The following is a 24203-nucleotide window of genomic DNA, read 5'->3' as shown; positions in this document are numbered from 1 at the left end:
TCAAACGTTATTATGATGGATATAAACAATAACATCATGATAAAAAATTACTCAAAAAAATCTTCAGAACTTAAAAACAAAAATGATTTGCGACCAAGTCGAGATACAATTCAATTTATTCTAAGCTATTCTCAATCTTTGAGAGTTATAAAAACTTCAAATGGAGAATATGATTCTCTTCAGAATTAGAAGTGGATCAATAAAATCTTTATAGACTGATTTCAATTATTTGAAAACATTATAACACACTGACTAATTGATATTTAGTAACGCGACTTGAACCATTAGTTGAATGTTATATCTTATTAGATTTCTTTTTATAATATTCTTTAATAACAGATTGACGCCCAATAGTTTTTGTAATAATATCTTTTTCTAAATCCCAACCACGTGCTGGTGAATAGTCACGACCATACCAAATGATTTGCAGATGTAAATCATTCCATAACTCAATAGGAAAAAGCCGCTTCGCATCTTTTTCAGTTTGAACGACATTTTTACCTGTACTCAAATTCCAACGATACATCAAGCGATGAATATGTGTATCAACTGGAAAAGTCGGAATTCCAAAAGCTTGTGCTAAAACAACGCTTGCCGTTTTGTGTCCAACCGCTGGAAACTCTTCTAGATCTTCAAAATTTTGCGGGACTAGACCATTATGTTTTTCAATGAGAATTTTCGATAAACCATGAATACCTTTTGACTTCATAGGAGAGAGACCAACTGGTTTAATAATTTCTCTGATCTCTTCTACAGATAAATTGACCATATCATAAGGATTATCAGCTTTTGCAAACAATTGAGGCGTAATTTGATTGACTTTCTTATCAGTACTTTGCGCAGAAAGTAAAACTGCAATAAGTAAAGTGTAAGGATCATGATGATCTAAAGGAACAGGAATACGTGGATAAAGTTCTTTTAGAGTTTTAATAACAAAGTCAACTTTTTCAGTCTTACGCATATTTTGTATTTTTAAACAAAAATACAAAATTATGACATCATTAAATGTAGGAGATAAGGCTCCAAATTTTTCAGCAGAAGATCAAGATGGCAACACACACCAACTTAAAGACTTTGAAGGAAGTAAGCTTGTCGTATTTTTTTACCCTAAAGCAAGCACTCCAGGTTGTACTGCAGAAGCCTGTAATTTAAAGGATAATTGGCAGACTTTTGAAAAACAAGGCTTTAAAATTCTTGGTGTAAGTGCCGATACGAAAAGGCGTCAGCAAAATTTTAAAAAGAAGTATGAATTGCCTTATCCTTTGATTGCTGATGAAGACAAATCAGTCATTGATGCTTTTGGTGTTTGGGGACCAAAAAAGTTTATGGGTAAAGAATATGAAGGCATTCACAGAACAACTTTTATTATTGATGAAAAAGGAATCATCATTGATATCATTAAGAAAGTAAAAACAAAAGCTCACGCAGAACAAATATTAACTGAATAAGGGTTTCGTTAATTTAATAAAAGCAAAAAGGCTCTGAAAATTCAGAGCCTTTTTTATATAACAATTAGATGTTTAATTAATCATCAAGTAATTCAGCATACTGAACAATAGCGTTTTTAATTTGGTTTGCTAAAGCGTTGTTACCGTCCTCATCAATTGGACTGATATCTATTGTACCATCGTTATTTAAATCTTGAGCAGAAGATAAGTCAACAGTATTAATGACAGCTTGCAAGTCGAAGTTAAAAACAACAGAGGCGTCGCTACCTTCTTCAATGACTAGGTTCTGACCAGCATCTTCGTAATCAATTTCAAACTCTTCTTCAAAAGTGTGGTAAAAAGTGAAAGGTTTACCAGAAATAATACCTGTAATCATGATTGATTTTTGATAAAGATCACTAGAAGGATCATTATTGATATCCATTTCAAATTCAATTTCTTCATAAACACCAACTGGAATTTCAACATTGGCGATTGTGACTTCACCTTGACTTAAATCTAATTCAAAAGGTCCAGCTAATTCAATATCATCTTGACTTCCCCAAGCGTTTCCACCCTGGTTTCCATCATCATTACAAGGTTCATCACTCGCTTCAGTTGCGTAAAGTGTAAAATCATCTCTGAAATAAAGTTCAAAGCCACTTTCTAATTCCACTTCGTACATATAAGGACCATCATCTTCAAGTTCAGCTTTACAGAAAGCATCTTCAGGGTAATTATCGTCTAAATAAGATTTAATTTCCTCTGGTAAATCTTCGTAAGCTAGATCATCTTCATCATCCATTGCGCCAACAGAAAAAACTTGATTTTGATCGTTATCGGCAAATTCAAATTCAATTTCTGATAGGTTAATCATGAATTGATTGATCTCAACATCAGATGCTGCGTTGGTGATCTTCTCAGCGGTTCCGTTTAAACCGGATTGGGCTTTAATAGTTAATGATGATTTTGTCATTGGCGGCTGTGGTGCTGCATCATCATCGCTGCTACAGCTGTAAAATGTTAAAGCTGCAACAAAAAGACCTAACATAGGCTTCATAGTTTTCATAAAATTTATTTTTAGGTTATTTGCAAATAAAACCAGTTAAATCAATTTTTATTGTGGCCGAGATTGTTTTTAACTTAGCTTTAGCTTAAAGGGTATACAAAACCTAACAAGTGTTAAAATATTATTTCAAGTGACTTTAAATCACTCATTACCATATCTTTGTTATTATGAAATATTTTCTAATCATATTGCTTTTTTTAGGCCAATTGGCTTATTCTCAAATTGATGCATCGAGATCAGACACTAAGAATAGTGGAGCTGTTTTTAGTCGCGGGAAAATAAATTCAGGTAATAATACCTTAGGAATTCCTAATCGATCTAAAGTTGATAATATTTTTAAGAAACCCGAAAAGGGAATCAATTTTCAGCCTAAGGAGCAAATGACAAATCCTAGCGATTTATACACTAAGAAATTTAATTCAAAACCTGAAAATGAAAACGATCAGAAAATGAAAGAAGAGTTTGGTCGTGATATGCATATAGGTGATTTTGTCACTACTTCTGATAAAATGGTTTTCATGTGTCGAGATCATATGTTGTTTGATGGTGATAGAGTACAGGTTAGGTTGAATGGAAAAGTTGTCATCGAAAACTTACTCCTTGAAAATGCTTATAAAGAAATCACGATTCAACTTGAAGTTGGATTCAATAAAGTTGAATTTATCGCATTGAATCAAGGAGATTCTGGCCCAAATACCGCTGAATTTAAGGCTATTGACAATGGTAAAGTCATTGCACACAATGTTTGGAATTTATTAACAGGGGTCAAGGCATCAACCGTTATTGTTAGAAATCAATAAATTTTACACTTTTAAATAAGCAAGGGCTAATCTTATTTTTCCATATTGTATTTCTCCATCTAAAGCTTCATGAATCGGTTTTAAAGCACCTTCATATTTAATGTCATTCAAAACATTTGAAACTTGATCGATTTCTTTTTTTGTTACAAATTTGAGTAAGTTAACATTTTTACCATCAGCATATAACTTAGCTAAATGTGAAATGATAGTCGTGTCCTTTAAACCTCTATTTTTGCAAATCTCATCAAGACTTAAGCCTTGTTCATAAAGCCTAAAAGTTTTCAAATAGGTCGATCCTTTTGATTTTTTTCTCGTTTTGGTGTGTTGATTAATGATGTTAAGAAACTCTTCAGCAAATCGTTCAGCCTTTCTTTGAGTAACACCTGAAATTGTCATAAATTCTGATAAATCCTTTGGTTTTTGAGTTTCCATTTCTTTTAAGCTCGCATCATTAAAAATCAAGTAAGGCGGTAAGTCTTCTTCTTTTGAAATTTGCATTCTCAACTGTCGCAAGCTTTCAAACAAAGTTTTCTTTTTCCTTGATTTTGTAATCATTTCTCGTTTTTCAACTTTAGGATCAATCGGTTTAGTTAGTGAGACTTGATAGTCTTCAAACAAAACTTTTTTAGATAAACTATTTAGCTTAAGTTTATTTCCATCATGAAAAGCAATATCAAGAACACCTTGATTTATCATTTCTAAAACATAATGTTGCCAATCACGCCAAGCAACATCTTTCCCAGCACCATAAGTTTTTAATTGGTCATAATTTCTGTCTAAAATCTTTTGATTCTTGGCACCTCTCAAAATATCGATAATTACACCAATAGGTTCATTTTGTTGCACTCTCGCAACAGCAGAAATGGTTTTTTGTGCATTGATTTTACCATCCATAAATTGTGGAGGATTTAAGCAAATATCACAATGACCACAATCTTCTTCTAAATACTCACCGAAATAAGCCAATAGAATTTTTCGACGACAAGATTTTGCTTCAGCGAATTGCTTCATTCTATCAAGTTTCGCATACTGAACCTCTTGATTTCCAGAGTTATCAATAAAATTTCTATACTGAATCACATCAGCGTAAGAGTGAAACATCAACGCTTGAGAAGCTAAACCATCGCGACCTGCACGACCGATTTCTTGGTAATAGCTTTCTATATTTTTGGGCATATTATAATGAATCACCCAACGCACATTTGATTTATCGATTCCCATTCCAAAAGCAACTGTAGCACAAACAATTTGAGTTTTGTCATAAATAAAATTCTCCTGTATCTCACTTCTGGTTTCATGGTCTAAGCCTGCATGATAAGCTTCAGCTTGATAACCTAAAGCTTCCAAATCTTGCGCTAATTTTTCGGTTGATTTACGGCTCAAACAATAAACAATACCAGCTTCATCAGGGCGACGGTCAAGAAATTTTTCAATTTGCTGTAATCTTTTATTTGCCATTTTCACATTGAGGAAAATATTTTCTCGATTAAACGAGCTGATAAAAACCTTTGCTTTCGGAATAGAGAGTTGGTTCAAAATATCAACACGAGTTGCCTTGTCAGCCGTTGCTGTTAAAGCAATTATGGGAACATCTGGCATTGATTTCTTGAGAAAACCAAGTTGTTTATATGAAGGCCTAAAATCATGTCCCCAAGATGAAATACAATGCGCTTCATCAACAGCAACACAACTGATGTAATTGGACTTGAGGACATCTTGAAGTCCTGATAAACTTTCAGGAGCTGTGTAGAGAAGCTTGATTTCTTTGCGGCTAATTTTTTCTAAAATTTCTTGTTGTGTTTCAAAATTTTGAGAACTATTAAAAAATTCAGCTGAAATTCCGTTGGCTTTTAAACCATCCACTTGATCTTTCATCAAAGCAATCAGAGGAGAGATGACAAGCGTTAAACCCGAAAATTGTAGCGCTGGTAATTGAAAACATAAAGATTTTCCGCCACCAGTAGGCATAATCACCAAGGCATCTTTTTTATTCAGTAAATTTTGAATGGCCTCCTGTTGTGTTAAACGAAAAGAATCGTAACCAAAATAATGCTTTAAATTTTCTAAAGTTGCCTGCATTTGAAACTAAAAATTGGGATTATAAAAGAATGACAAAAATACAATTTGAATTCTGAAACAAAGCAAACAAAAATGATATCTTTGTGCTGCTATGATTTCAAAAAAGACGAAATACGCCATTAACGCACTAGTTTACCTCGCTAAGCAAGATAATAATAATCCTATTCGTATTAGTGATATTTCTGAATCTCAAAATATTCCTCAGAAATTTTTAGAAGCCATTTTATTAGATCTCAAAAAAGCTGGCATCTTGGCTAGTAAGAAGGGAAAGGGTGGAGGTTACTATATGTTAAAAGCACCTAAAGAAATTAACCTTGCCGAAGTGATGCGATTATTTGATGGTGCAATCGCCTTATTACCTTGTGTGACTTATAATTATTATGAACGCTGTGAGGAGTGTATAGATGAAGAAACTTGCGGTATTCGTGATGTCTTTTACGAAGTGAGAAATAAAACTGTTGAACTTTTGAAAAAGGCTGATTTAGAGCAGATTATAAAACGAGAAGGCAACCTTAAAAATATAATTTAAACTTTTTTTAATTAATTACTCTATACATCCGATAGACTAATTATATTTGAAGCCAGAAAATAGCCAATGACTTCAGCAGCAATCATTACTTTAATTATTATCCTAATTGCCGTTATTTTATTTATAACTGAAATCATTTCAGTTGATTTAATTGCTTTATTAATTGTTGTTTCACTTGTGATAACTGGTGTTTTAACGCCAGAAGAAGGTGTTTTAGGTTTTAGTAATAAAGCAACAATTACAGTTGCTTTTATGTTTATTTTAAGTGCAGCTTTACTCAAAACAGGAGCACTTCAATATTTGGCTCATCGCTTATCTAAAATTTTCAAATACAAATTTGATACAGGTTTATTGATGATGATGCTACTGATCGCAACCATTTCAGCCTTTATCAATAATACGCCAGTTGTGGCAGTTTTTATTCCTGTCGTGATTCAAATTGCTCATAATACAGGTCAAAGTCCATCAAAAATGTTGATTCCACTTTCATTCGCGTCAATTTTTGGTGGGATGTGCACATTGATTGGAACATCAACAAATATATTGGTGAGCGGGATTTCTAAAAATGAAACCGGCCTTGAGATTAATATGTTTGAAATGACGCCAATCGCTCTATGTTTATTGGTTGTTGGGATTTTATATATGCGATTTATCGGCATTAGAATTCTACCAAATAGAAAAAGCGATGAAAATCTTGAAGATAAATTTAAGCTTAAAAACTATTTAACCGATCTTGAAATTCTGGAAGAATCAACTTCTGTTAATCAGAAAATTATGGATTCTGAATTGGTGAAAGATTATGATATGGACATTATTGAAGTCAAAAGAAATGGCTCTCGATTTAATTTGCCACAAGGAGATTTTGTTTTACAGAAAGGAGATTTACTGAAAGTTCGCTGTAATGTTGAAAAAATAAAATCTTTAAAAGATAAAACGAAATCAATTAAGATTTCACCCTTAAAACTAGCCGATAATAATTTAAAAGGAACGAATTCTGTTTTAGTTGAAATGGTGATCACATCTTCATCAATGATTCATAATAAAACCTTGAGAGATATTGATTTTAGAAGGTCTTTTAGAGCTGTTCCTTTGGCTTTAAAACATAGAGAAGAGCTGAAGCATGATCAACTTTATGATGTCACTTTAAAATCTGGTGATATTATCTTGGCAGAAGTTAAAACACATTATATCAAAGAATTAAAGAAGATTGAAGCCAAAGAAGATGCTCCTTTTGTGCTTTTATCAGAAAATCATGTGACTGATTTTAACCGAAAGAAATTTGGAATTGTTGGCGGATTGATTTTAGCGATGGTGATTTTAGCAGCTCTGAACATTATTGATATTATGGTTGGTGCTATTTCTGTTGTTGTGATATTAGCATTAACTAAAGTCTTGGATATCAAACAAATTTATCAATCTGTTAACTGGAAGATTGTATTTCTATTGGCTGGTGCGATCAGTCTAGGAACAGCGATGCAAAAAACAGGTTTAGATCTTTTAATCGCTGATAATCTCATTTCGTCTTTAGGCGCTTATGGACCAATTGCCTTGATTTCTGGTTTATATTTAGCCACTTCATTACTGACGGAAATGATGTCGAATAATGCTTCTGCTGCACTGATGGCTCCGATCGCTATTGCAACAGCACATTCAGCAAATTACGAGTTGATGCCTTTTCTTATCGCTGTGATGCTTGCCGCTTCGGGAACATTTATGACACCGATAGGATACCAAACTAATACCATGGTTTACAGTGCCGGTCAATACAAATTCACAGACTTCTTCAAGGTTGGTTTCGGTTTAAATCTCATCTTTTGGTTGGTTGCTAGTTTTTTGATTCCTTATTACTACGGAATGATTTAAGATGGTTCTTTAATTGTTATGGTTTTAATAATCAAAATTTTAAATGACATTAATTGAACTTCTATTGATATGAATTTCGTATCTTAGTATAAATCATTTATTATGAAAACCAAGCAGAAATGGTATAACAGATATATCCTTGGCTATTTATTGATTCTCGTCCCTCCACTTGGACTTTACGGCGTTTATAAAAGTGAAACCATTCCTTTGAGATGGAAAAAAGTAATTTACGCCGCTCTTGTTTTTGCGATTATTGGCGGTATTGTACTTTATTCTTTATAATATTTTCATATCAATTATTACTGATAAATATAGAATATCTGAAAGAGTAGTAGTCATCATAAAAAGTCTTGAAATCAAGTTTTTGAAGTGTATAAACTTTATGCTGAAACCCTTTTCAAAGCGTTAAAGATATGACAAATGAGAGTTTGAATATTTATACCTTTTGTAAAAATCTTAATTTGCCTCAACAAAAAAAGAATTTATGAAAGTTAAAGCATACGGCGTCGAAACGCCAGAAGAAAATTTAAAACCCTTAAATATTGAGCGTCGTCAGCTCACAGCAAAAGACGTTCACATTAAAATTGAATATTGTGGTGTTTGTCACTCTGATATACATACGGTCAGAAATGATTGGGGCGGATCAAAATATCCTGTGATTCCTGGCCATGAAATTATCGGTCGCGTTGTTGAAGTTGGGAGTGACGTCAAAAACTTTAAACCTGGCCAACGTGTTGGTGTTGGTTGTATGGTTGATTCATGCGGAACTTGCCCATCATGTCAAGATGATTTAGAGCAATTTTGTGAAGAAAGAATGGTTGGTACTTACAACGGAAAAGACAAACATAGCGGCGGACATACTTATGGTGGATATTCTCAAGATATTGTTGTTGATGAACATTTTGTTTTAAACATTCCTGAAAACATTGATCCTAAAGGAACAGCACCTTTATTATGTGCGGGTATTACAACATGGTCACCTCTAAAACACTGGAATATCAAAAAAGGGGACAAGGTTGGCGTCATTGGCTTAGGTGGTTTAGGTCACATGGGAATCAAATTTGCCAATGCACTTGGTGCGCATGTTGTGATGATTACGAGATCCGAAAGTAAATCTAAAGATGCGAAGAGTTTAGGAGCTCATGAAGTTTTGATTTCAACCGATAAAGATGAAATGAAAAAGCACAAAAACAGTTTTGATTTTCTACTAAATACAATTCCTGTAAAACATGATTTAAATCCATATTTGAGCTTATTGAAAAGAGACAAAACAATTTGTTTAGTCGGTGCTATTGAACCTTTGGAGCCAATGCATGGTGGAAGCGTTATTGCTGGGAGAAAACGTGTTTCAGGTTCTTTAATCGGAGGAATTAAAGAGACTCAAGAAATGTTAGATTTCTGTGGAGAACACAATATCACTTGTGATGTTGAGATGATTGATATTCAGAATATTAATACAGCCTATGATCGTGTAACAAGTTCAGATGTAAAGTATAGATTTGTTATTGATATGGAGAGTCTAAATTAAAACATCTATTCTGTATAAAACATTTTTAAAAATTAAATCTGTCTAAATTCAAGTTTAGACAGATTTTTTATAACTTAATATTGAAAATCTAAAACATGAAAAAATCTCTATCATTTATTTTATTCTTCATTCTTATATTCAACTTCCAGAGTTTATTAGCTCAAGAAAATGAGCTAAATGAAAAACTCACACGAGAGCAAGTCAATGATAGTATTCAAAAAATGTCTCGATTTTCGATTTATAAAGACAATTACTTTATCACAGGAATCCCTTTGAATGAAAAGGTCGACCGACAATCTGCTGATGTTAAATATAATGTCAGTTTCAAGCAATTAATTACCAGAAATACTTTACCATGGGACACCTATTTATTTGTCACTTACAGTCAAAAATCTTTCTGGAATATTTATGACGAATCAAGTCCTTTTAAGGAAATTAACTTTAACCCTTCAATTGGTTTAGGCAAACCCATTTACACTAAAAACGACAGACTAACAGGCGTTTTATCATTGATGTTTGAGCACGAATCTAACGGTCGAGATAGTATTTATTCAAGAAGTTGGAACAATTTACATTTGAGTTATCGCACAAGTTTATCAGAAAAATCAAAGTTAAAAGCCAAAGTTTGGTTGCCCTTTCAATATAAAGAAGGAAACCCTGACTTGTTGGAATATATAGGTTTAGCAGAGTTAACCTATTCTCGTATTTTGATTCCAGAAAAATTAGAAGCAGAGGTGATGGTCAGGAAAGGATTAAATTGGGAATGGAAAGGCGCCATCAGAACAAGAATTTATTACACACCGTTTAAAGATAATAATCAAGGATTTATGTTAGAGTTGTTCAATGGTTACTCTGAAAGTTTAATCAATTACACGGATGAAATTCATTCCATTCGTGTTGGCTATGTGATTCGGTCTAAAGATTTAGGTTTACTGAATTAAATCATTCAGGCAATTGATCGATCTTTTTTAAGATTTGGTCAGCCTCATAAGTTTTTTGATCACTCAATTTTCTATTGGTTGTTGAAAGTCGGTGCGCATCTTCAAGCAATTTTTTGTATTCCGCTTGTAATTTTTCTTTCTCTGATTTCTTTTTAAATAGTCCAAACATAATGATAGATTTTTTTCAACACTAAAATAAAAATAGAGTTCATTGATGAATTCATTTGTTATAAAAATTATGAGATTTATCTATTTTGTTTAAAGTTGATTTTATAGTTTATATTTCAAACTAATCATATTTGTCCTATAATTTATATTATGTAAAATAGAAGTTTCTAAAATTGTTTAAACTTAAAATCAATATCCCATCTTCTTTTAGGTATTGATGATGCCGTTCTCTATTTTTTGAATAATCGCTTGAGCTGCAGATTCTCCATTTAGCATTGCGGCATTTAAAGAAGCGTTTGACAAATGATCACCAGCTAAAAAGATGTAATCTGTCAATTGCGTTTCTGTTTTTGGCATCATGTAGTTGACAGAGACCATTTTTGGCAAAGCTTGAGAAATTTTGTAATGCTTCACGCATTCGTTGATGGTAATTCCGGCATGCTTCTCAAATTCATCTTTAATTTTCTCAATCAATTGTGGTTGACTGAAATTATGTTGACGAACAACGCTAACAGACAAAACATCCTCATTTGATGATAAGTTACAATAATTAAAATTATTCACTAACGATTCTTTTGGCATTAAACCGATAAAATTCTTTTTATAAATTCTTTTTTCAACTTTAAAATAAAAGTTTTCAACTTCATACCATTCTACCGCTTGCTTCCTTAAATTTGAAATAAATCGTGATGCATCAGTTGCAATGATGATGTAATCAAAAGACTTCTGATCTCCATTTTCAAAATAAACTGTTTGATTTTTAATTAAGCTAACTTTCTTATTAAACTCAATATTTTCTCTTTTGAGTTTTGCATAAATTTGATTCGGAATCGCTTGAATTCCTTTTTTGGGAATAGCAACATTACCTGAACTAAACATCTTATAGACGAATTCAAAATGTCTTGAAGATGTTTCTAAATCTTCTTCCAAGAAAATACCGCTAAAAAATGGTTTAAAAAAGCGATCGATTATTTCTTTAGAAAAACCATATTCAGTTAGATACTTATATGTTGTTTTCTCTTCAGCTAAAAAAATGTCATCTAAAGATTTCTTTTTGACTTCTTGAGAAAGTTTCAATACTTTGAGTTTATCAGAAAAGCTACCAATATCAGCTGTCAATGTTGGTAATGCCAAGGAAATATCTTGTCTAGGATCACCAATAGTTTCAATTTTTTGATTTTTGAAAATTTTGGCTCCAGAAATAAATTTTTCAAGATTCAATAAATCTAAATCTAAATATTTTTGAACTGCAGGATAAGCTGTCATCAAAATCTGGAAACCATGATCAAATTGCAAACCATCTCTATAATCAGTTTTTAACCTACCTCCTACGCGATCTGTGCTTTCATAAACTGTATAATTGTAGCCTTTTTCTTCTAAGTTTTGAGCAGCAATTAATCCGCTCATTCCAGCTCCAATGATGGCAATTTCTTTTGTATTCATTATTATTTAGATTAAGAAATATAAAATTATATTAATAAAATAGTTTAGCACTAAAATAATTAATAGTTTAAACGAAAAATTAATTAGTATGTCAAACAAAAACAAAGATATGGGAGTTTTATCACAAAACGAGAATTTAATAAAATTATATGTTCATCCTGATAACAGGATGGCAAAACAGAGTATTGCAGTTGCTGAAGCCTCTAAAGCAATCAAAAAAGTGGTTAATTTATCTGAAGTTAAACTGACTGAAACACAATGGGGTGATTTGGCTGATCTTTTGAACTTAGATTCTCCTCAAGATTTAATTAATTTTGATCATGACATTATTAAAGAAAAGTTTGATCATAAAAAACCTGAGATTTATGACAATGAAGCCATGAAATTATTGACTCATAATCAAGAAATACTTAAACACGGTATTGCTGTGCGCGGAAAAAAAGCTGTTTTTATCACAAATGTCAATGATATTATGAAACTTCAAGAGCCAGATACAAATGACATTACGATTCCATAAAATTTTCATAAAGAATTACTTATTTTTGTACAAAATTTAAAATAAATGATCCTTAAAACATTTGATAATGAACCTTCTTTAATGACAGGTTTTTTAAATGAAATTCGAGATAAAAATATACAAAGTGATCGCATGCGCTTTCGCCGTAATATTGAAAGAATCGGTGAAATTATGGCTTATGAAGTCAGTAAGTGTTTGCATTATGAGGAATCTCAGACAGAAACGAGTTTAGGCATTAAGAAAACACATGAACTGCAAGACAAAGTTGTCATTTGCTCAATACTCAGAGCTGGTTTAAGCTTACACCAAGGCGTGATGAATTATTTTGACATGTCAGATAGCGGTTTTATATCTGCAAATCGTGTAAACACTGATAAAGGTGTAAAAGTAGAACTCGCTTACAAATCATTACCTATCATTGATGGGAAAACGCTTTTACTCGTCGACCCTATGCTTGCAACGGGTATTTCAATGTTAGAAAGTATCAAAGAATTACATAAGATTTGCAAACCAGAAAAGTTACATATTCTTGCTGTTGTTGCTGCGCCAGAAGGTGTTGAATATCTTGGACAGCATCTTGACGATGATGTCACTCTATGGGTTGCAACAATGGATGAAGGTTTAAACGAAAAAAAATATATCGTTCCAGGTCTTGGTGATGCTGGCGATTTGGCTTACGGCCCAAAAATTTAAAATTTATGTTGAAAAAAGTTATTGTTTTGTCAGGGTTTGCTTTGCTCTCTGTCAGTTGTGTTTCCAAAAAGAAGTTGACACAAGCTGAAAATAAGTTAGAAATGCGTGATGCTGAAATAGCAAAATTGCAAGAAGAGAACGAAATTTGTGAAGACAATCAAACATCAATGGAAGATGATTTGATGATGTATCAAGCACAAATTGAAAAATTGCAAGATGAGAATGAAAATACTTTACGCTTATCCGAAGATGGATCTTTAGAAAGCCCAAGTACAAGGAATAAAGTCAATCGTATTTTGAGTCAAGTTGATGATTCAAGATTAGCTGAAGCTGAAAATTTTCAAGATTCATTGAACATTGCATTTGAAGAAAACATCAAAGCTTCATTAAGAAATAAATTAGGTGAAAATGCTGAATACGCTGATGATTTAAAAGTGAAAGTTCATCAACCTATGGTTGAAATTTCTATTGGAGAATCTATCTTATTTAAGTCAGGAAGCGCTTTTGTCAATCCTAAAGCTTATCAGCTTTTAAAACATATTTCTAAGATTTTACAATCTGAATCTACTATGATGATTCGTGTTGAAGGACATACAGACAATCAACCTGTGACAACAAATACATATATAAAGGACAATTGGGAATTAAGTTTAAAACGTTCAGCATCAGTCGTCAGAATTTTTCAAGATAAATTTAGTGTTGATGGAAGCAGAATTATAGCCTCAGGACGAAGTCATTTTTCACCTATTTCAGATAATTCTTCTGCTGAAGGTCGCCAGCAAAACAGACGAACAGAGATTAAATTAGCACCTGATTTAAAAACTTTCATGGAGATTTTAGGACGATAGAATAAATATTTCATAATTTTTTTAAGAAAAGCAGTCTTATTTCTTTCGAAAATGTAAAAATATCGGTCTTATTTAAAGATAAATCATCATTAATGAGGATAAACACATTATAAACCATAGTTTTGCGCCAATATTTAATTTGAAAAATATATTTTATGAGTCAAGTAAAAGACAAAGACACAATCAAAGTCCATTACACAGGTAAAATTGCTTCTAATGGTCAAGTATTTGACAGTTCTTTAGAAAGAGAACCATTAGAGTTTACACTTGGTGAAGGAATGTTAATTCCTGGATTTGAAAAAGGTGTTATTGATATGAAAGTTAATGAAAAGAAAACAATCGAAATCGCTAAAGATGATGCTTACGGTGACGTTCGTGATGAGTTGTTTCAAAAAGTTGACAAAGAGCACTTACCAAAAGAAGTTGAACCAAAAGTTGGAATGGGATTAGTTTCTCAAAATCCTGATGGAACTGAAAGACAATTAAGAGTTGCTGAAGTTAAAGATGATCACATTGTAGTTGATGCTAATCACCCACTTGCTGGCCACGATTTAACTTTCGACCTTGAAGTTGTAGAAATTAAATCATAATTTCACAACATCACATAGATTCAAAAGCCGCTTTTCGAGCGGCTTTTTTGTGTTTTAAACATTCGAAAGTTAACGATAAAATAAATTTAAAGTCATTTAAGATGTTGTTTTTGTGTCTCAAAAGCTAATTTTCAGCCAAATTACACCTTGTAACTGTCTGAAAATCAAATAATATTTGGAATACTCGATTAAAATCATTATATTGGCGGGATTCAGTATTAACGGTATTAATATTCTTTTTTAGTATATGAGACAACTTAAAATTACAAAGCAGGTTACAAATAGAGAATCTAAATCTTTAGATAAGTATTTACAAGATATTAGTAAAGTTGATTTAATTACAGCCGATGAAGAGGTTGAATTAGCGCAACGTATTCGTGAAGGTGACCAAGTTGCTCTTGAAAAGTTAACAAACGCAAATTTACGTTTTGTGGTTTCAGTAGCAAAACAATACCAAAATCAAGGTTTAAAACTTCCAGATTTAATCAACGAGGGAAATGTAGGTTTAGTCAAAGCTGCAAAACGTTTTGATGAAACGAGAGGTTTTAAATTTATTTCTTATGCTGTTTGGTGGATCAGACAGTCAATTCTTCAAGCTTTGGCAGAGCAATCTCGTGTTGTGAGGTTGCCATTAAATAAAATTGGTGTTATTAACAAGATTAATAAAACCTTTTCACATCTTGAGCAAATTAATGAACGCCCTCCTTCTCCAACGGAAATTGCAAAGGAACTCGATATGAGTGAAGCGCAAGTAAAAATTGCACTCAAAAACTCAGGTCGTCATTTATCGATGGATGCGCCATTTAAAGAAGGTGAAAATGATTCTAACTTATACGATGTTTTAAGTTCAGCTGAATCACCGACTCCGGATGATCAACTTATGAGAGATTCTTTAAGCGTGGAAATCAATCGCGCTTTAGATACTTTATCTCAAAGAGAAGCTGATGTCATTCGTTTAAACTATGGTATTGGCAATCAGCCTGCGATGACGCTTCAAGAAATCGGTGACACGTTTGATTTAAGTAGAGAACGTGTAAGACAGATTCGTGAAAAAGGGATTCGCAGATTGAAACATCAGTCTAAAAACAAAATTTTAAAGAAATATTTAGGTTAAGCCCTAATTCTACTGGACTTTTAATATAGTTTTAAACTTTACTTGTGAACGATTTAAGTAATGGACAGTTACATTTGTCATGAACAAATAAAAATTTAACTATGAAAAAATTAATGCTAACAGTAGCAATTACAGTTGGAACAATTCTAACATCAAATGCTCAATCGGATTCAAAAGTCGTACAGTTAGGTGCTAAAGGTGGTGTCAACTTTGCCTCTGTCACAGGAGACGATTTTGATAGCCCTGATTCAAGAACAAGTTTTAACGCTGGTATTGTTGCCGAAGTTCCTTATTCTGAACGCTTTTCATTACAAGCAGAAGTGTTTTACTCAGGACAAGGTTTTGAAGTTGAAGACATTAATGTAGCTGGAGTTAACTTCGACACTAATAAGGTTGAATATCAACTAGACTACATTCAAGTGTCTTTGTTAGCTAAAGTTTATTTAATTGAAGGATTAAATGTTTACGCAGGTCCGCAAATTGGATTTAAGGTTAATGAAGAAATTGATTGTGAGTCTGGTGATGTCAACGTTGATGACACAATGCTGCCTGAAGCTCAAGATTTTGATTTTAGCGGTACTGTTGGTGCAGGTTACAAATTCGATAACGGATTTTTCGTAGATGCACGTTACAACTATGGTTTCTCTGACTTGATAAAAGATACTGATTCTCATAATTCAGTTATTCAAGCTGGTGTTGGATTTATGTTTTAAGCAAACAATCACTTTTTATATGATAAAGGAAGACTTTGACAGTCTTCCTTTTTTATGTCAATTCATCAATTATACAGTCTAAGTTCATCTTCTCTAAATATATTCATAATGGGATTTCATGAATTAATTGAGTTTTATAAATTTTAGTATATTGAGAAAAAATTGATTTATGCGGATTTTACTTCTTAGTTTCATGATTATTCTTTTTAATGCATGCCAAAATCCGAATACATCAGCTTCTAAAAACACTGAAATTGAGACTTCAAAATTTCAAAGAAGCTATGAAGACATTAAGAAGGAAGGTGTTTTAAGAGCAATCACAACTTACAGCAGTACAACCTACTTTCTTTATAAAGGACGCCCAATGGGTTTTGAATACGAAATGCTTGAGCGCTTAGCTGAAAGCTTAGATCTTGAACTTGAAATTATTATCGCTGAAGACGAAGATAAACTTATTGAAATGCTTAATCGCGGTGATGCAGATTTATTGGCTTATGGCTTTACAATAACTGAAGATCGTAAGAAAAAAATTTCATTTACAAATGCACTTTACAACTCTTATCAAGTTTTAATACAACGAAAACCTGAGTACTGGCGTCAGATGAAATTGCATGAAATTAAAAATGAACTCATTACCGACCCTATTGAGTTAAGTGGCGATACGATTTCTGTTAAAAAGGAATCATCTTATGCAGATCGTATCAAAAATTTATCGAGTGAGATTGGTGAAGAAATTTATATAGATCCAATTCCAGGGAGCTGGTCAGCCGATAAAATTATCAAAAAAATCGCTGAAGGTGAAATTAAGTATACAGTAGCTGATCAAAATATCGCATTTATCAATGCTTCTTACTATCCTATTTTAGATATCAGTACAAAAGTCAGTTTCTCTCAACGCATAGCTTGGGCAACACGTCAAAACAATCCTGAATTACTTAAAGTTGTTAATGAATGGATTATGAAAGCTAAGAAAACGACAGATTATCATGTGATTTATAATAAATATTTTAAGAATAAACGTTTGTTTAAACGCCGTGTAAAAAGTGATTTTTATAGCTTAAATGAAGGAAAAATTAGTCAATATGATGATTTGATTAAAAAATATGCAAATGACACTCTAAATTGGGATTGGCGTTTATTAGCTTCAGTTATTTATCAAGAGTCAAGGTTTGATCCGCATGAAAAATCATGGGTTGGTGCGCAAGGCTTAATGCAAATTATGCCTAAGACTGCAGAAGAATTAAAAATTACCAATCCGAATGATCCTGATCAAAGTGTGAGAGGTGGCTCAGCTTATTTAACACAAATGATGGCAGCGCATGATAAAATTCAGGATTCCGTTCAGCGCATTAAGTTTGCTTTAGCTTCATATAATGCGGGGCTTTATCATATTAGAGATGCGCAGAAGCTAGCTGAATCATTAGGAGACGATCCACTTATTTGGGATGAAAATGTTGAGGAAGCAGTTCTTAAATTGAGCAGTCCAAAATATTACATCAATAAAGTTGTGAAATATGGCTATGTTAGAGGCTTAGAGCCTTATAATTACGTTAATGAAATTTTTGAAAGATATGAGCATTATCAAAAATTTATTGACAAATAATTCAATATTCTTTCCTTGTTTTCTTTATTAAACAATCTTTTTTTGAAAAAATAACATTTCACACCTTTGATTTACTGCTAATTATTATATTTTTTATTATATTCGTTAGTCTATAAATGTTATCCTATGTTATGTCTTAAAATGTAACTCAGGATGACGAAGTCGTGATAAAATTTTAGTTTTTTGATTTCTTTAAAGAAAATATGGCATCGTGGTGATCATCGTATCGGAATTTTTTTTCCTTATGATGCATACGATACATCAATGAAAAAAAAGCTTAAATCCTTAAATGCACGCTTTAGTAAGTCCAAAAGCTGCTGGTATATATCATATTCTAAGAAAGCTTATCATCAATTTAAACAAGATTTTGACACCTATGATATCAGTATTGACAAGACTATTAATACAGACAAGGCAAGCGCTGAAAAGCGACACACTTTGCCCATAAGCCAAAAGGCTGAACTGCAGTCAGAGAAAACTAAACCTTTGCATTCTGCACATAAATCTGAATATCAGATTGACCCTCGTCTCAAATTAAAAGTACTTGATAATGTTGGTAAATATTGGGTATTACAATGTCAATATGTTTCTAAGTATGTCAAAAAACTCAAAAAAGTTAAAGGCGTTTATTGGAACTCTCATCACAAAGTTTATATGGTCTATCGTCATCCTGAAGCCAAAAAAAATGTAGAAAAGATATTTGGAGTCCCCTTGTTTGGAGATGATTATTTAATTAAAGATAATCATGAAGAAAAGTTACGCATAGAAATCTTTGTTTATAAAGAAGATACACGGTATATGCTGATTAAATTTTCAAATAACTACAGACTTATTGATTGTTTAAAACGATTATCTTATAGTGTTTACAGTAAAACTAAGGACGCCTATTTGTTGCCAGCAACGCCAGAAATGAATGAAGCTCTGCAATTACATACAGATGCTTTAGGAGTTGACATTGAATCTCATTTGCCAAAAAAATATTTAAAAAAATCGAATTTTATTAATTCGAAATCAAAAAAAATCAGTTCAACACGTCAATATATTCTTGATTTAGTTCCTGAGCACGCCAAGCCTTGTGTTGAAGATATGGTTGATATGCTGATGGCAATGAATTACAGCAGTTCAACTTTAAAGAATTATTCAAACGCATTCATTAATTTTCTGAAATACTACAATTACAAAGATCCAGAGGAGTTTACAAAAAAAGATGTTGTGAAGTATTTAGCCTATTACACTGAAATGGGATTATCATCTTCGAGTGGACATTTAGTGGTCAATGCGTTAAAATTTTATTTCAAAAATGTCAAAGAATGGGATGAGGATATGTCATTTATGAAAATGCCTCGCCCTAAGAAGGAGAAAAAATTACCAACAGTATTATCAGAAAGTGAATGTGAGAGAATATTTGAGGCGGTTAATCAGCCAAAACATAAGCTTTTATTGTTAATGGCTTATGGCGCAGGATTGAGAGTAAGTGAAGTATGTCAATTACGATGGAGAGATATTGACGAAGAAAAACATCAGATCATGATTAAATCTGGTAAGGGCAAAAAGGATAGATTAGTGATGCTCCCTTATTCTATTGTTGAATATATAAAAATATACAGATCTTTATATGATACAAAAGACTATGTATTTGAAGGCCGTGTAAAGGGAGAGCCTTATTCAACTGCTAGTGCTGGATCAGTGATGCGGAAAGCTGTTAAAAAGGCCAATATCGATAAAAAGGTTGGTATACATGCATTAAGACACAGTTTCGCAACGCATTTATTAGAAAGCGGGACAGATATTCGATTCATACAGAAATTTTTGGGACATAACAGTATCAAGACCACAACAATTTACACACATGTGAGCAAAGGCAGTCATTCAAAAATTCAAAGTCCATTAGATCGCTTAAAAAACAAAAATAAAGAGATAAATTGAGCAAAAAGTTATATATCTTTGAGGATATATACTAGTTGTAAAACATTTAAAAAATTAAAATATGAAAAAGTATTTAGGTAAAATTATCGGAATTTCACTAATTTTTCTAATCTTAAGTTGTGCATTAGAATCAAAATTTTCATTACCGAATGATGAAAGAATAAAAACCGAATTAATAGGAGAGTGGTCAAACGAAGATGATGAAATATTAAGAATTGAAAAAAATAATGAAAAGACTTATAAGCTGATAACCATACAAAATGGTAAAATGGACGAATCCATTGCTTTTTCAAAAACAATTAATGGATTTAACATATTGAATATAATTAGTGAATATGAGGACAAGAAAACGAATGTATTTTACGGTTTTAATATTGATAACAACACACTAACATACTCAGAGGTAAATGATAAATTGAGAGAAAGTGATTTTAAATCTGAATCAGAATTATTACAATTTTTTCAAAAAAATATTTCTAAAAAGGACTTTTTTGTTGATTCTGTCAAACTGAAAAGAAAATAAAAACGTTTTACAACACTGCATATCGCTCATTGCGGAGTTTGTGATTGAAATCGAAGGTTTGGGACTTTCTGGAAATTAAAATCTATAATTTAAAAATAATTGCTAATTTACCCGCAACGAGTCGATATGCGAGACCGTTATACGCAATTTGAGACAAACTTATCCTCAAATAATCTCGATTCATTATAAAAATCTGAAAACAGAAAAATATTCTGAACTGAAAATCAATACTCTGAATAAAATTGAAATTTGAGCTTTCCAAAGAAAATTGATATTACGAATAAAGACGAGCTTGCCAAAATGTCGGAATTAAGAATCGCTACGGAGAAATGAATTCAGAGCTAGCCAAATGCATTTTAATTGGAGAAAAACGACGAATTAACCGAAATCAACGGTTTTGAAAATTGCTTCGAAAATATGACTTGCGCTAGCCGATTGAATCTATAATTTAATGAAATAAATCTCTATTGGATCCAAAATACTGATAAACCAAGCGCGCCGAAAAATTTCGAAATTTTTGAGGATTTCTAAGGTTTAGATAAGATTAAACTTATGAGATGAATCGAAAAGTAAAAAACTGCGTATAACAATGCATATACTTAATGCTTGGGTTCGGTGATGAAAAAATAAGTTTGAGTATTTTTATAAAAGTCAGTAAATTGAAAACAAAATAAAAGCTAATTAAGGTCGCACTAAGTATATGCGACACCGTTGGCATTAATTTGAAAAAAATCCGAACTAACAAAGAATGATAAGAAAATATTTAAATTCTGATAAACCCAAAATAATTGAATTATTGAGAAAAAATACACCTCAATATTTTGACTCTTCAGAAGAAAAGGATTTTGAATATTACCTTGACAATGAAATAGAAGATTATTTTGTTTGCGAAGTAAACTCTGAAATTATTGGCGCTGGAGGAATTAATTATTTTACGGAACAAAATCTCGCACGAATTTCGTGGGATATGATTGACCCTAACTCGCAAGGAAATGGAATCGGAAAAAAATTAACTCAATACAGAATTAATCATTTAAAAGAAAAAGAAAATATTGAGTTAATAGTTGTTCGGACAACTCAACTTGTTTGTAAGTTTTACGAGAAAATGGGATTTGAACTTGAAAAAGTTGAAAAGGATTTTTGGGCAAAAGGTTTTGACCTTTATCAAATGGAAATGAATATAAAAACTAATGCCAACAATGTATAACCGCAATTACGGCGGATTCGACTACGTCCGAATCCACTCGGAATTGCTAACTTCTGTGCTTAACCAAAAAACAGTAATTTTAAACCCGTAACTGACGGTTATACTAGACCGTTATCACTAAGTTAAGCCGCACATTTAAAATCCTCTATCCTATTTTAAATTTCTAGTATTTTAAGAAAAGAAAATATTGAATTGGAAAAATCACTCTGAAAATAGAAATGAATTCTGTCGCTTGCCAAAAGAAAATAATATTAAGATTGAAGACAAGCTTGCCAAATGTTCGGAATTGAAAATCACTACGGAGAAAATCAGAAAGTTGACCAAACGGATATTTAACTGGTGAATAATGACGAGCTGAACGAAATCAAAGGATTTGAAAATCACTATGGAGAAATGAATTCTGAGCTGCCAAACGGAATTGTATTCTTAGACTAAAGACAAGCTCGCCAAAAGAATTGAAATTGAAAATCGTTATGAAAATATGACTAAAGCTATTCGACCGAATTTATAGTTGGACGAAATCAACCTTTACGAAACCAGAAACGATGAAAACCCAAGCGCGCCAATAAATAATACATTTTTAAAGTATTTTAAGTTGAATAAAAAGTTAAAACCTGAGATCATACGAAAAATAAAAACCTAGTGATAACAAGGTGTAAAAGTAATAACGAAGTCAGTGATGAAAAACGAAAATTAAGTTTTAAATTTATAGCTTAAGAATTGAGAAAAATTTCGAGCTAAAATCTCGCTACTACTCTTACACATAACCGTTACACGCAAGCTAAAAAATGAGCTGCTACCCTATTTGTAATTTAAGTTTTAAAATAAAAATTTTGCTGAAATTAAGCTGAATGGAAAAATGTAAATCTTTAAGCTAACTCGACGAATAAACATTTAGAATAAAGTCAAGCTAAAACGAATTATCGGAATTGTAAATCATTCTGAAAATAGGATTGAATTCTGATCAGCCAAACGGAATCGTATTCTAGGAATAAAGACAAGCTTGCCTAAATGTTGGAATTTGAAAATCGCTACGGAGAAATGACTTCTAAAATTGGAAAGTCCTTTAAAAATCAAAACTGAGCAAAAATAATAAGATGAAATCTCACGACGACGAAAAAATCAATTCTAAGATATTTTAGAAATGAAATTCAAGAATGAAAATACTTTGATTCTATGAATCAAGCCTGCGTGTAACAAGGTGTATAAGTAATAGCGAAGTCGGTGATGAAAAACGAAAATTATGTTATAAATTTATAGCTTTAGAATTGAGAAAAGTTTCGAGCTAAAATCTCGCTACTACTCATACACATAACCGTTAGCGACAAGTTGAGAAGAAAGAGTTCCTCAAAATAATTTCGATTATAAATTAAATTTATAACTCAAAAACAATCAGAAATCGGAAAATCACACTCTGAAAAAAAATTGATAGCTTGCCAAAGAAAATTAACACTAAGAATCAAAACGAGCTCGCCAAAAGTTCCAGAATTGAAAATCACTACGAAAAAATGAATTAGAGCTAACCAAAAGATTTTTCATTTTAGACTTAAAACGAGCTGACCAAAATGTTGGAATTAAAAATCGCTACGTAGAATTGACCACAAATCTGCCAAATAGATATTTAATAAAGATAAATTTCTAGCTGAATGAAAATGAATCTGATCAAATCCCAAACTGGTGAAAAAATTCGAAATTTTTTTGAGGAATTTTAAGGTTGATATTTGATTAAAAAGCGAGCTAAATCGAAAAGAAAAAACCAGTCGCTAACACTATGTATAAGTAATAGCGAAGTCAGTGTTGAAAAACAAAAATAAGTTATAAATTTAAGGCTTTAGAATTGAGAAAAGTTTCGAGCTAAAATCTCGCTACTACTCATACACAAAACCGTTAGCGACAAGTTGAGAAGAAAGAGTTCCTCAAAATAATTTCGATTATAAATTGAATTTTATAACTCAAAAAACAATCAGAAATCGGAAAATCACACTCTGAAAAAAAATTCATAGCTTGCCAAAGAAAATTAACACTAAGAATCAAAACGAGTTCGCCAAAGTTATCAGAATTGAAAATCACTACGAAAAAATGAATTTATAGCTAACCAAAAGATTTTTCATTTTAGACTTAAGACGAGCTTGCCAAAATGTTGGAATTAAAAATCGCTACGTAGAATTGGACACAAATCTGCCAAATAGATATTTAATAAAGATAAGTTTCTAGCTGAATGAAAATGAATCTGATCAAATCCCAAACTGGTGAAAAAGTTCGAAATTTTTTTGAGGAATTTTAAGGTTGATATTTGATTAAAAAGCGAGCTAAATCGAAAAGAAAAAACCAGTCGCTAACACTATGTATAAGTAATAGCGAAGTCTGTGTTGAAAAACAAAAATAAGTTATAAATTTATGGTTTTAGAATTGAGAAAAGTTACGAGCTAAAATCTCGCTACTACTCATACACAAATCCGTTGTAAGTAATGCCGAAAAACCCAGAAACCAAGTGAATAAAACAATATTTGAAATTACCAAAATGGATTGTCCTTCAGAGGAAAATCTTATCCGAATGAAATTGGACGGAATTTCAAGCATTGCGAATTTGGACTTTGATATTCCGAATCGAAAATTGACCGT

General features: G+C 31.9%; 23 protein-coding genes and 1 pseudogene. 19 read left to right on the top strand and 5 right to left on the bottom strand.

Annotation, left to right across the window (positions count from 1 at the left end):
* Positions 1-36 precede the first annotated feature (36 nt).
* Positions 37-189: a hypothetical protein gene (locus BLV84_RS12555; protein ID WP_200796263.1), complete on the top strand. Its 153-nt coding sequence runs from the start codon at positions 37-39 to the stop codon at positions 187-189.
* A gap of 106 nt (positions 190-295) precedes the next feature.
* Here BLV84_RS12555 and BLV84_RS05630 read toward each other — a convergent pair whose 3' ends face one another.
* Positions 296-961, bottom strand: a complete 666-nt coding sequence (locus BLV84_RS05630; RefSeq protein WP_093241242.1) for an endonuclease III domain-containing protein — start codon at positions 959-961, stop codon at positions 296-298.
* A 31-nt stretch (positions 962-992) separates the two neighbouring features.
* Between BLV84_RS05630 and bcp the strand changes: the two genes are divergently transcribed.
* Positions 993-1448 (top strand): thioredoxin-dependent thiol peroxidase, encoded by a 456-nt coding sequence (bcp, locus tag BLV84_RS05625; RefSeq protein ID WP_093241238.1) that lies wholly within the window; start codon positions 993-995, stop codon positions 1446-1448.
* Between the two features lie 76 nt (positions 1449-1524).
* Here bcp and BLV84_RS05620 read toward each other — a convergent pair whose 3' ends face one another.
* On the bottom strand, positions 1525-2496 hold the full coding sequence (locus tag BLV84_RS05620; protein ID WP_093241234.1) for a PepSY-like domain-containing protein: 972 nt from the start codon (positions 2494-2496) through the stop codon (positions 1525-1527).
* A 167-nt stretch (positions 2497-2663) separates the two neighbouring features.
* Here BLV84_RS05620 and BLV84_RS05615 point away from each other — a divergent pair, with 167 nt between their 5' ends.
* Complete coding sequence (locus BLV84_RS05615; RefSeq protein WP_093241229.1) at positions 2664-3296, top strand: LamG domain-containing protein; 633 nt, start codon at positions 2664-2666, stop codon at positions 3294-3296.
* A gap of 3 nt (positions 3297-3299) precedes the next feature.
* Here the strand turns inward: BLV84_RS05615 and recQ are convergent, their stop codons facing one another.
* Positions 3300-5375, bottom strand: coding sequence for a DNA helicase RecQ (gene recQ, locus BLV84_RS05610; RefSeq protein WP_093241226.1), 2076 nt, complete (start codon positions 5373-5375; stop codon positions 3300-3302).
* A 91-nt stretch (positions 5376-5466) separates the two neighbouring features.
* On the opposite strand from recQ, the gene BLV84_RS05605 reads away from it, so the two are divergent.
* From BLV84_RS05605 to BLV84_RS05585, 5 genes are all read left to right on the top strand, one after another.
* On the top strand, positions 5467-5904 hold the full coding sequence (locus BLV84_RS05605) for an RrF2 family transcriptional regulator (RefSeq protein WP_093241223.1): 438 nt from the start codon (positions 5467-5469) through the stop codon (positions 5902-5904).
* A gap of 66 nt (positions 5905-5970) precedes the next feature.
* Complete coding sequence (locus tag BLV84_RS05600) at positions 5971-7767, top strand: SLC13 family permease (protein ID WP_093241220.1); 1797 nt, start codon at positions 5971-5973, stop codon at positions 7765-7767.
* Positions 7768-7869: 102 nt separating this feature from the next.
* Positions 7870-8049 carry a hypothetical protein gene (locus BLV84_RS05595; RefSeq protein ID WP_093241217.1) on the top strand — a complete coding sequence of 60 codons (180 nt, stop codon included), beginning with the start codon at positions 7870-7872 and terminating at the stop codon, positions 8047-8049.
* 202 nt (positions 8050-8251) lie between these two features.
* Positions 8252-9295 (top strand): NAD(P)-dependent alcohol dehydrogenase, encoded by a 1044-nt coding sequence (locus BLV84_RS05590; protein ID WP_093241214.1) that lies wholly within the window; start codon positions 8252-8254, stop codon positions 9293-9295.
* A 95-nt stretch (positions 9296-9390) separates the two neighbouring features.
* Positions 9391-10236 carry a phospholipase A gene (locus tag BLV84_RS05585; RefSeq protein ID WP_093241211.1) on the top strand — a complete coding sequence of 282 codons (846 nt, stop codon included), beginning with the start codon at positions 9391-9393 and terminating at the stop codon, positions 10234-10236.
* Between the two features lies 1 nt (position 10237).
* Here BLV84_RS05585 and BLV84_RS12425 read toward each other — a convergent pair whose 3' ends face one another.
* Positions 10238-10405, bottom strand: coding sequence for a Lacal_2735 family protein (locus BLV84_RS12425; RefSeq protein WP_143521329.1), 168 nt, complete (start codon positions 10403-10405; stop codon positions 10238-10240).
* Between the two features lie 206 nt (positions 10406-10611).
* Positions 10612-11847 (bottom strand): NAD(P)/FAD-dependent oxidoreductase, encoded by a 1236-nt coding sequence (locus BLV84_RS05580; protein WP_093241207.1) that lies wholly within the window; start codon positions 11845-11847, stop codon positions 10612-10614.
* A gap of 88 nt (positions 11848-11935) precedes the next feature.
* On the opposite strand from BLV84_RS05580, the gene BLV84_RS05575 reads away from it, so the two are divergent.
* The 11 genes and pseudogenes from BLV84_RS05575 to BLV84_RS12585 form a co-directional block, all read left to right on the top strand.
* Positions 11936-12364, top strand: a complete 429-nt coding sequence (locus tag BLV84_RS05575; RefSeq protein ID WP_234953101.1) for an ArsC family transcriptional regulator — start codon at positions 11936-11938, stop codon at positions 12362-12364.
* Positions 12365-12409: 45 nt separating this feature from the next.
* On the top strand, positions 12410-13057 hold the full coding sequence (upp, locus tag BLV84_RS05570) for a uracil phosphoribosyltransferase (RefSeq protein WP_093241201.1): 648 nt from the start codon (positions 12410-12412) through the stop codon (positions 13055-13057).
* Between the two features lie 5 nt (positions 13058-13062).
* Entirely contained in the window at positions 13063-13905 is an 843-nt protein-coding gene (locus BLV84_RS05565; protein ID WP_093241198.1) for an OmpA/MotB family protein, read from the top strand.
* A gap of 155 nt (positions 13906-14060) precedes the next feature.
* Positions 14061-14495 (top strand): FKBP-type peptidyl-prolyl cis-trans isomerase, encoded by a 435-nt coding sequence (locus BLV84_RS05560; RefSeq protein ID WP_093241194.1) that lies wholly within the window; start codon positions 14061-14063, stop codon positions 14493-14495.
* Positions 14496-14742: 247 nt separating this feature from the next.
* Entirely contained in the window at positions 14743-15609 is an 867-nt protein-coding gene (locus tag BLV84_RS05555; protein WP_093241191.1) for a sigma-70 family RNA polymerase sigma factor, read from the top strand.
* A 101-nt stretch (positions 15610-15710) separates the two neighbouring features.
* A complete protein-coding gene (locus BLV84_RS05550) occupies positions 15711-16322 on the top strand; it encodes a porin family protein (protein WP_093241188.1) in 612 nt (203 codons plus the stop codon).
* Positions 16323-16491: 169 nt separating this feature from the next.
* A complete protein-coding gene (locus tag BLV84_RS05545; RefSeq protein WP_093241184.1) occupies positions 16492-17925 on the top strand; it encodes an MltF family protein in 1434 nt (477 codons plus the stop codon).
* Between the two features lie 183 nt (positions 17926-18108).
* Positions 18109-19851 (top strand): tyrosine-type recombinase/integrase, encoded by a 1743-nt coding sequence (locus BLV84_RS05540; RefSeq protein ID WP_093241181.1) that lies wholly within the window; start codon positions 18109-18111, stop codon positions 19849-19851.
* Between the two features lie 61 nt (positions 19852-19912).
* Positions 19913-20374, top strand: a complete 462-nt coding sequence (locus tag BLV84_RS05535; protein ID WP_093241178.1) for a hypothetical protein — start codon at positions 19913-19915, stop codon at positions 20372-20374.
* Positions 20375-21122: 748 nt separating this feature from the next.
* Entirely contained in the window at positions 21123-21581 is a 459-nt protein-coding gene (locus BLV84_RS05530) for a GNAT family N-acetyltransferase (RefSeq protein ID WP_093241173.1), read from the top strand.
* Between the two features lie 2491 nt (positions 21582-24072).
* A pseudogene (locus BLV84_RS12585) lies at positions 24073-24203 on the top strand (cation transporter); the annotation flags it as partial.

Origin of the sequence: Psychroflexus halocasei, assembly GCF_900107595.1 — a bacterium.
GTDB lineage: Bacteria > Bacteroidota > Bacteroidia > Flavobacteriales > Flavobacteriaceae > Psychroflexus > Psychroflexus halocasei.
Note: the sequence above shows the minus strand (reverse complement) of the source record. Positions and strands in the feature narration are given on the sequence as shown.

Bases quoted from the DNA above. Each gene is read 5' to 3' on its own strand.
- BLV84_RS05615 (WP_093241229.1), top strand. From the start codon at position 2,664: ATGAAATATTTTCTAATCATATTGCTTTTTTTAGGCCAATTGGCTTAT.
- BLV84_RS12555 (WP_200796263.1), top strand. From the start codon at position 37: ATGATAAAAAATTACTCAAAAAAATCTTCAGAACTTAAAAACAAAAAT.
- BLV84_RS05595 (WP_093241217.1), top strand. From the start codon at position 7,870: ATGAAAACCAAGCAGAAATGGTATAACAGATATATCCTTGGCTATTTA.
- BLV84_RS05545 (WP_093241184.1), top strand. From the start codon at position 16,492: ATGCGGATTTTACTTCTTAGTTTCATGATTATTCTTTTTAATGCATGC.
- BLV84_RS05620 (WP_093241234.1), bottom strand. From the start codon at position 2,496: ATGAAAACTATGAAGCCTATGTTAGGTCTTTTTGTTGCAGCTTTAACA.
- BLV84_RS05605 (WP_093241223.1), top strand. From the start codon at position 5,467: ATGATTTCAAAAAAGACGAAATACGCCATTAACGCACTAGTTTACCTC.
- BLV84_RS05630 (WP_093241242.1), bottom strand. From the start codon at position 961: ATGCGTAAGACTGAAAAAGTTGACTTTGTTATTAAAACTCTAAAAGAA.
- BLV84_RS05560 (WP_093241194.1), top strand. From the start codon at position 14,061: ATGAGTCAAGTAAAAGACAAAGACACAATCAAAGTCCATTACACAGGT.
- bcp (WP_093241238.1), top strand. From the start codon at position 993: ATGACATCATTAAATGTAGGAGATAAGGCTCCAAATTTTTCAGCAGAA.
- BLV84_RS05590 (WP_093241214.1), top strand. From the start codon at position 8,252: ATGAAAGTTAAAGCATACGGCGTCGAAACGCCAGAAGAAAATTTAAAA.
- BLV84_RS05575 (WP_234953101.1), top strand. From the start codon at position 11,936: ATGTCAAACAAAAACAAAGATATGGGAGTTTTATCACAAAACGAGAAT.
- BLV84_RS05550 (WP_093241188.1), top strand. From the start codon at position 15,711: ATGAAAAAATTAATGCTAACAGTAGCAATTACAGTTGGAACAATTCTA.
- BLV84_RS05580 (WP_093241207.1), bottom strand. From the start codon at position 11,847: ATGAATACAAAAGAAATTGCCATCATTGGAGCTGGAATGAGCGGATTA.
- BLV84_RS05600 (WP_093241220.1), top strand. From the start codon at position 5,971: ATGACTTCAGCAGCAATCATTACTTTAATTATTATCCTAATTGCCGTT.
- BLV84_RS05585 (WP_093241211.1), top strand. From the start codon at position 9,391: ATGAAAAAATCTCTATCATTTATTTTATTCTTCATTCTTATATTCAAC.
- BLV84_RS05565 (WP_093241198.1), top strand. From the start codon at position 13,063: ATGTTGAAAAAAGTTATTGTTTTGTCAGGGTTTGCTTTGCTCTCTGTC.
- BLV84_RS05530 (WP_093241173.1), top strand. From the start codon at position 21,123: ATGATAAGAAAATATTTAAATTCTGATAAACCCAAAATAATTGAATTA.
- BLV84_RS05535 (WP_093241178.1), top strand. From the start codon at position 19,913: ATGAAAAAGTATTTAGGTAAAATTATCGGAATTTCACTAATTTTTCTA.
- recQ (WP_093241226.1), bottom strand. From the start codon at position 5,375: ATGCAGGCAACTTTAGAAAATTTAAAGCATTATTTTGGTTACGATTCT.
- BLV84_RS12425 (WP_143521329.1), bottom strand. From the start codon at position 10,405: ATGTTTGGACTATTTAAAAAGAAATCAGAGAAAGAAAAATTACAAGCG.
- BLV84_RS05555 (WP_093241191.1), top strand. From the start codon at position 14,743: ATGAGACAACTTAAAATTACAAAGCAGGTTACAAATAGAGAATCTAAA.
- upp (WP_093241201.1), top strand. From the start codon at position 12,410: ATGATCCTTAAAACATTTGATAATGAACCTTCTTTAATGACAGGTTTT.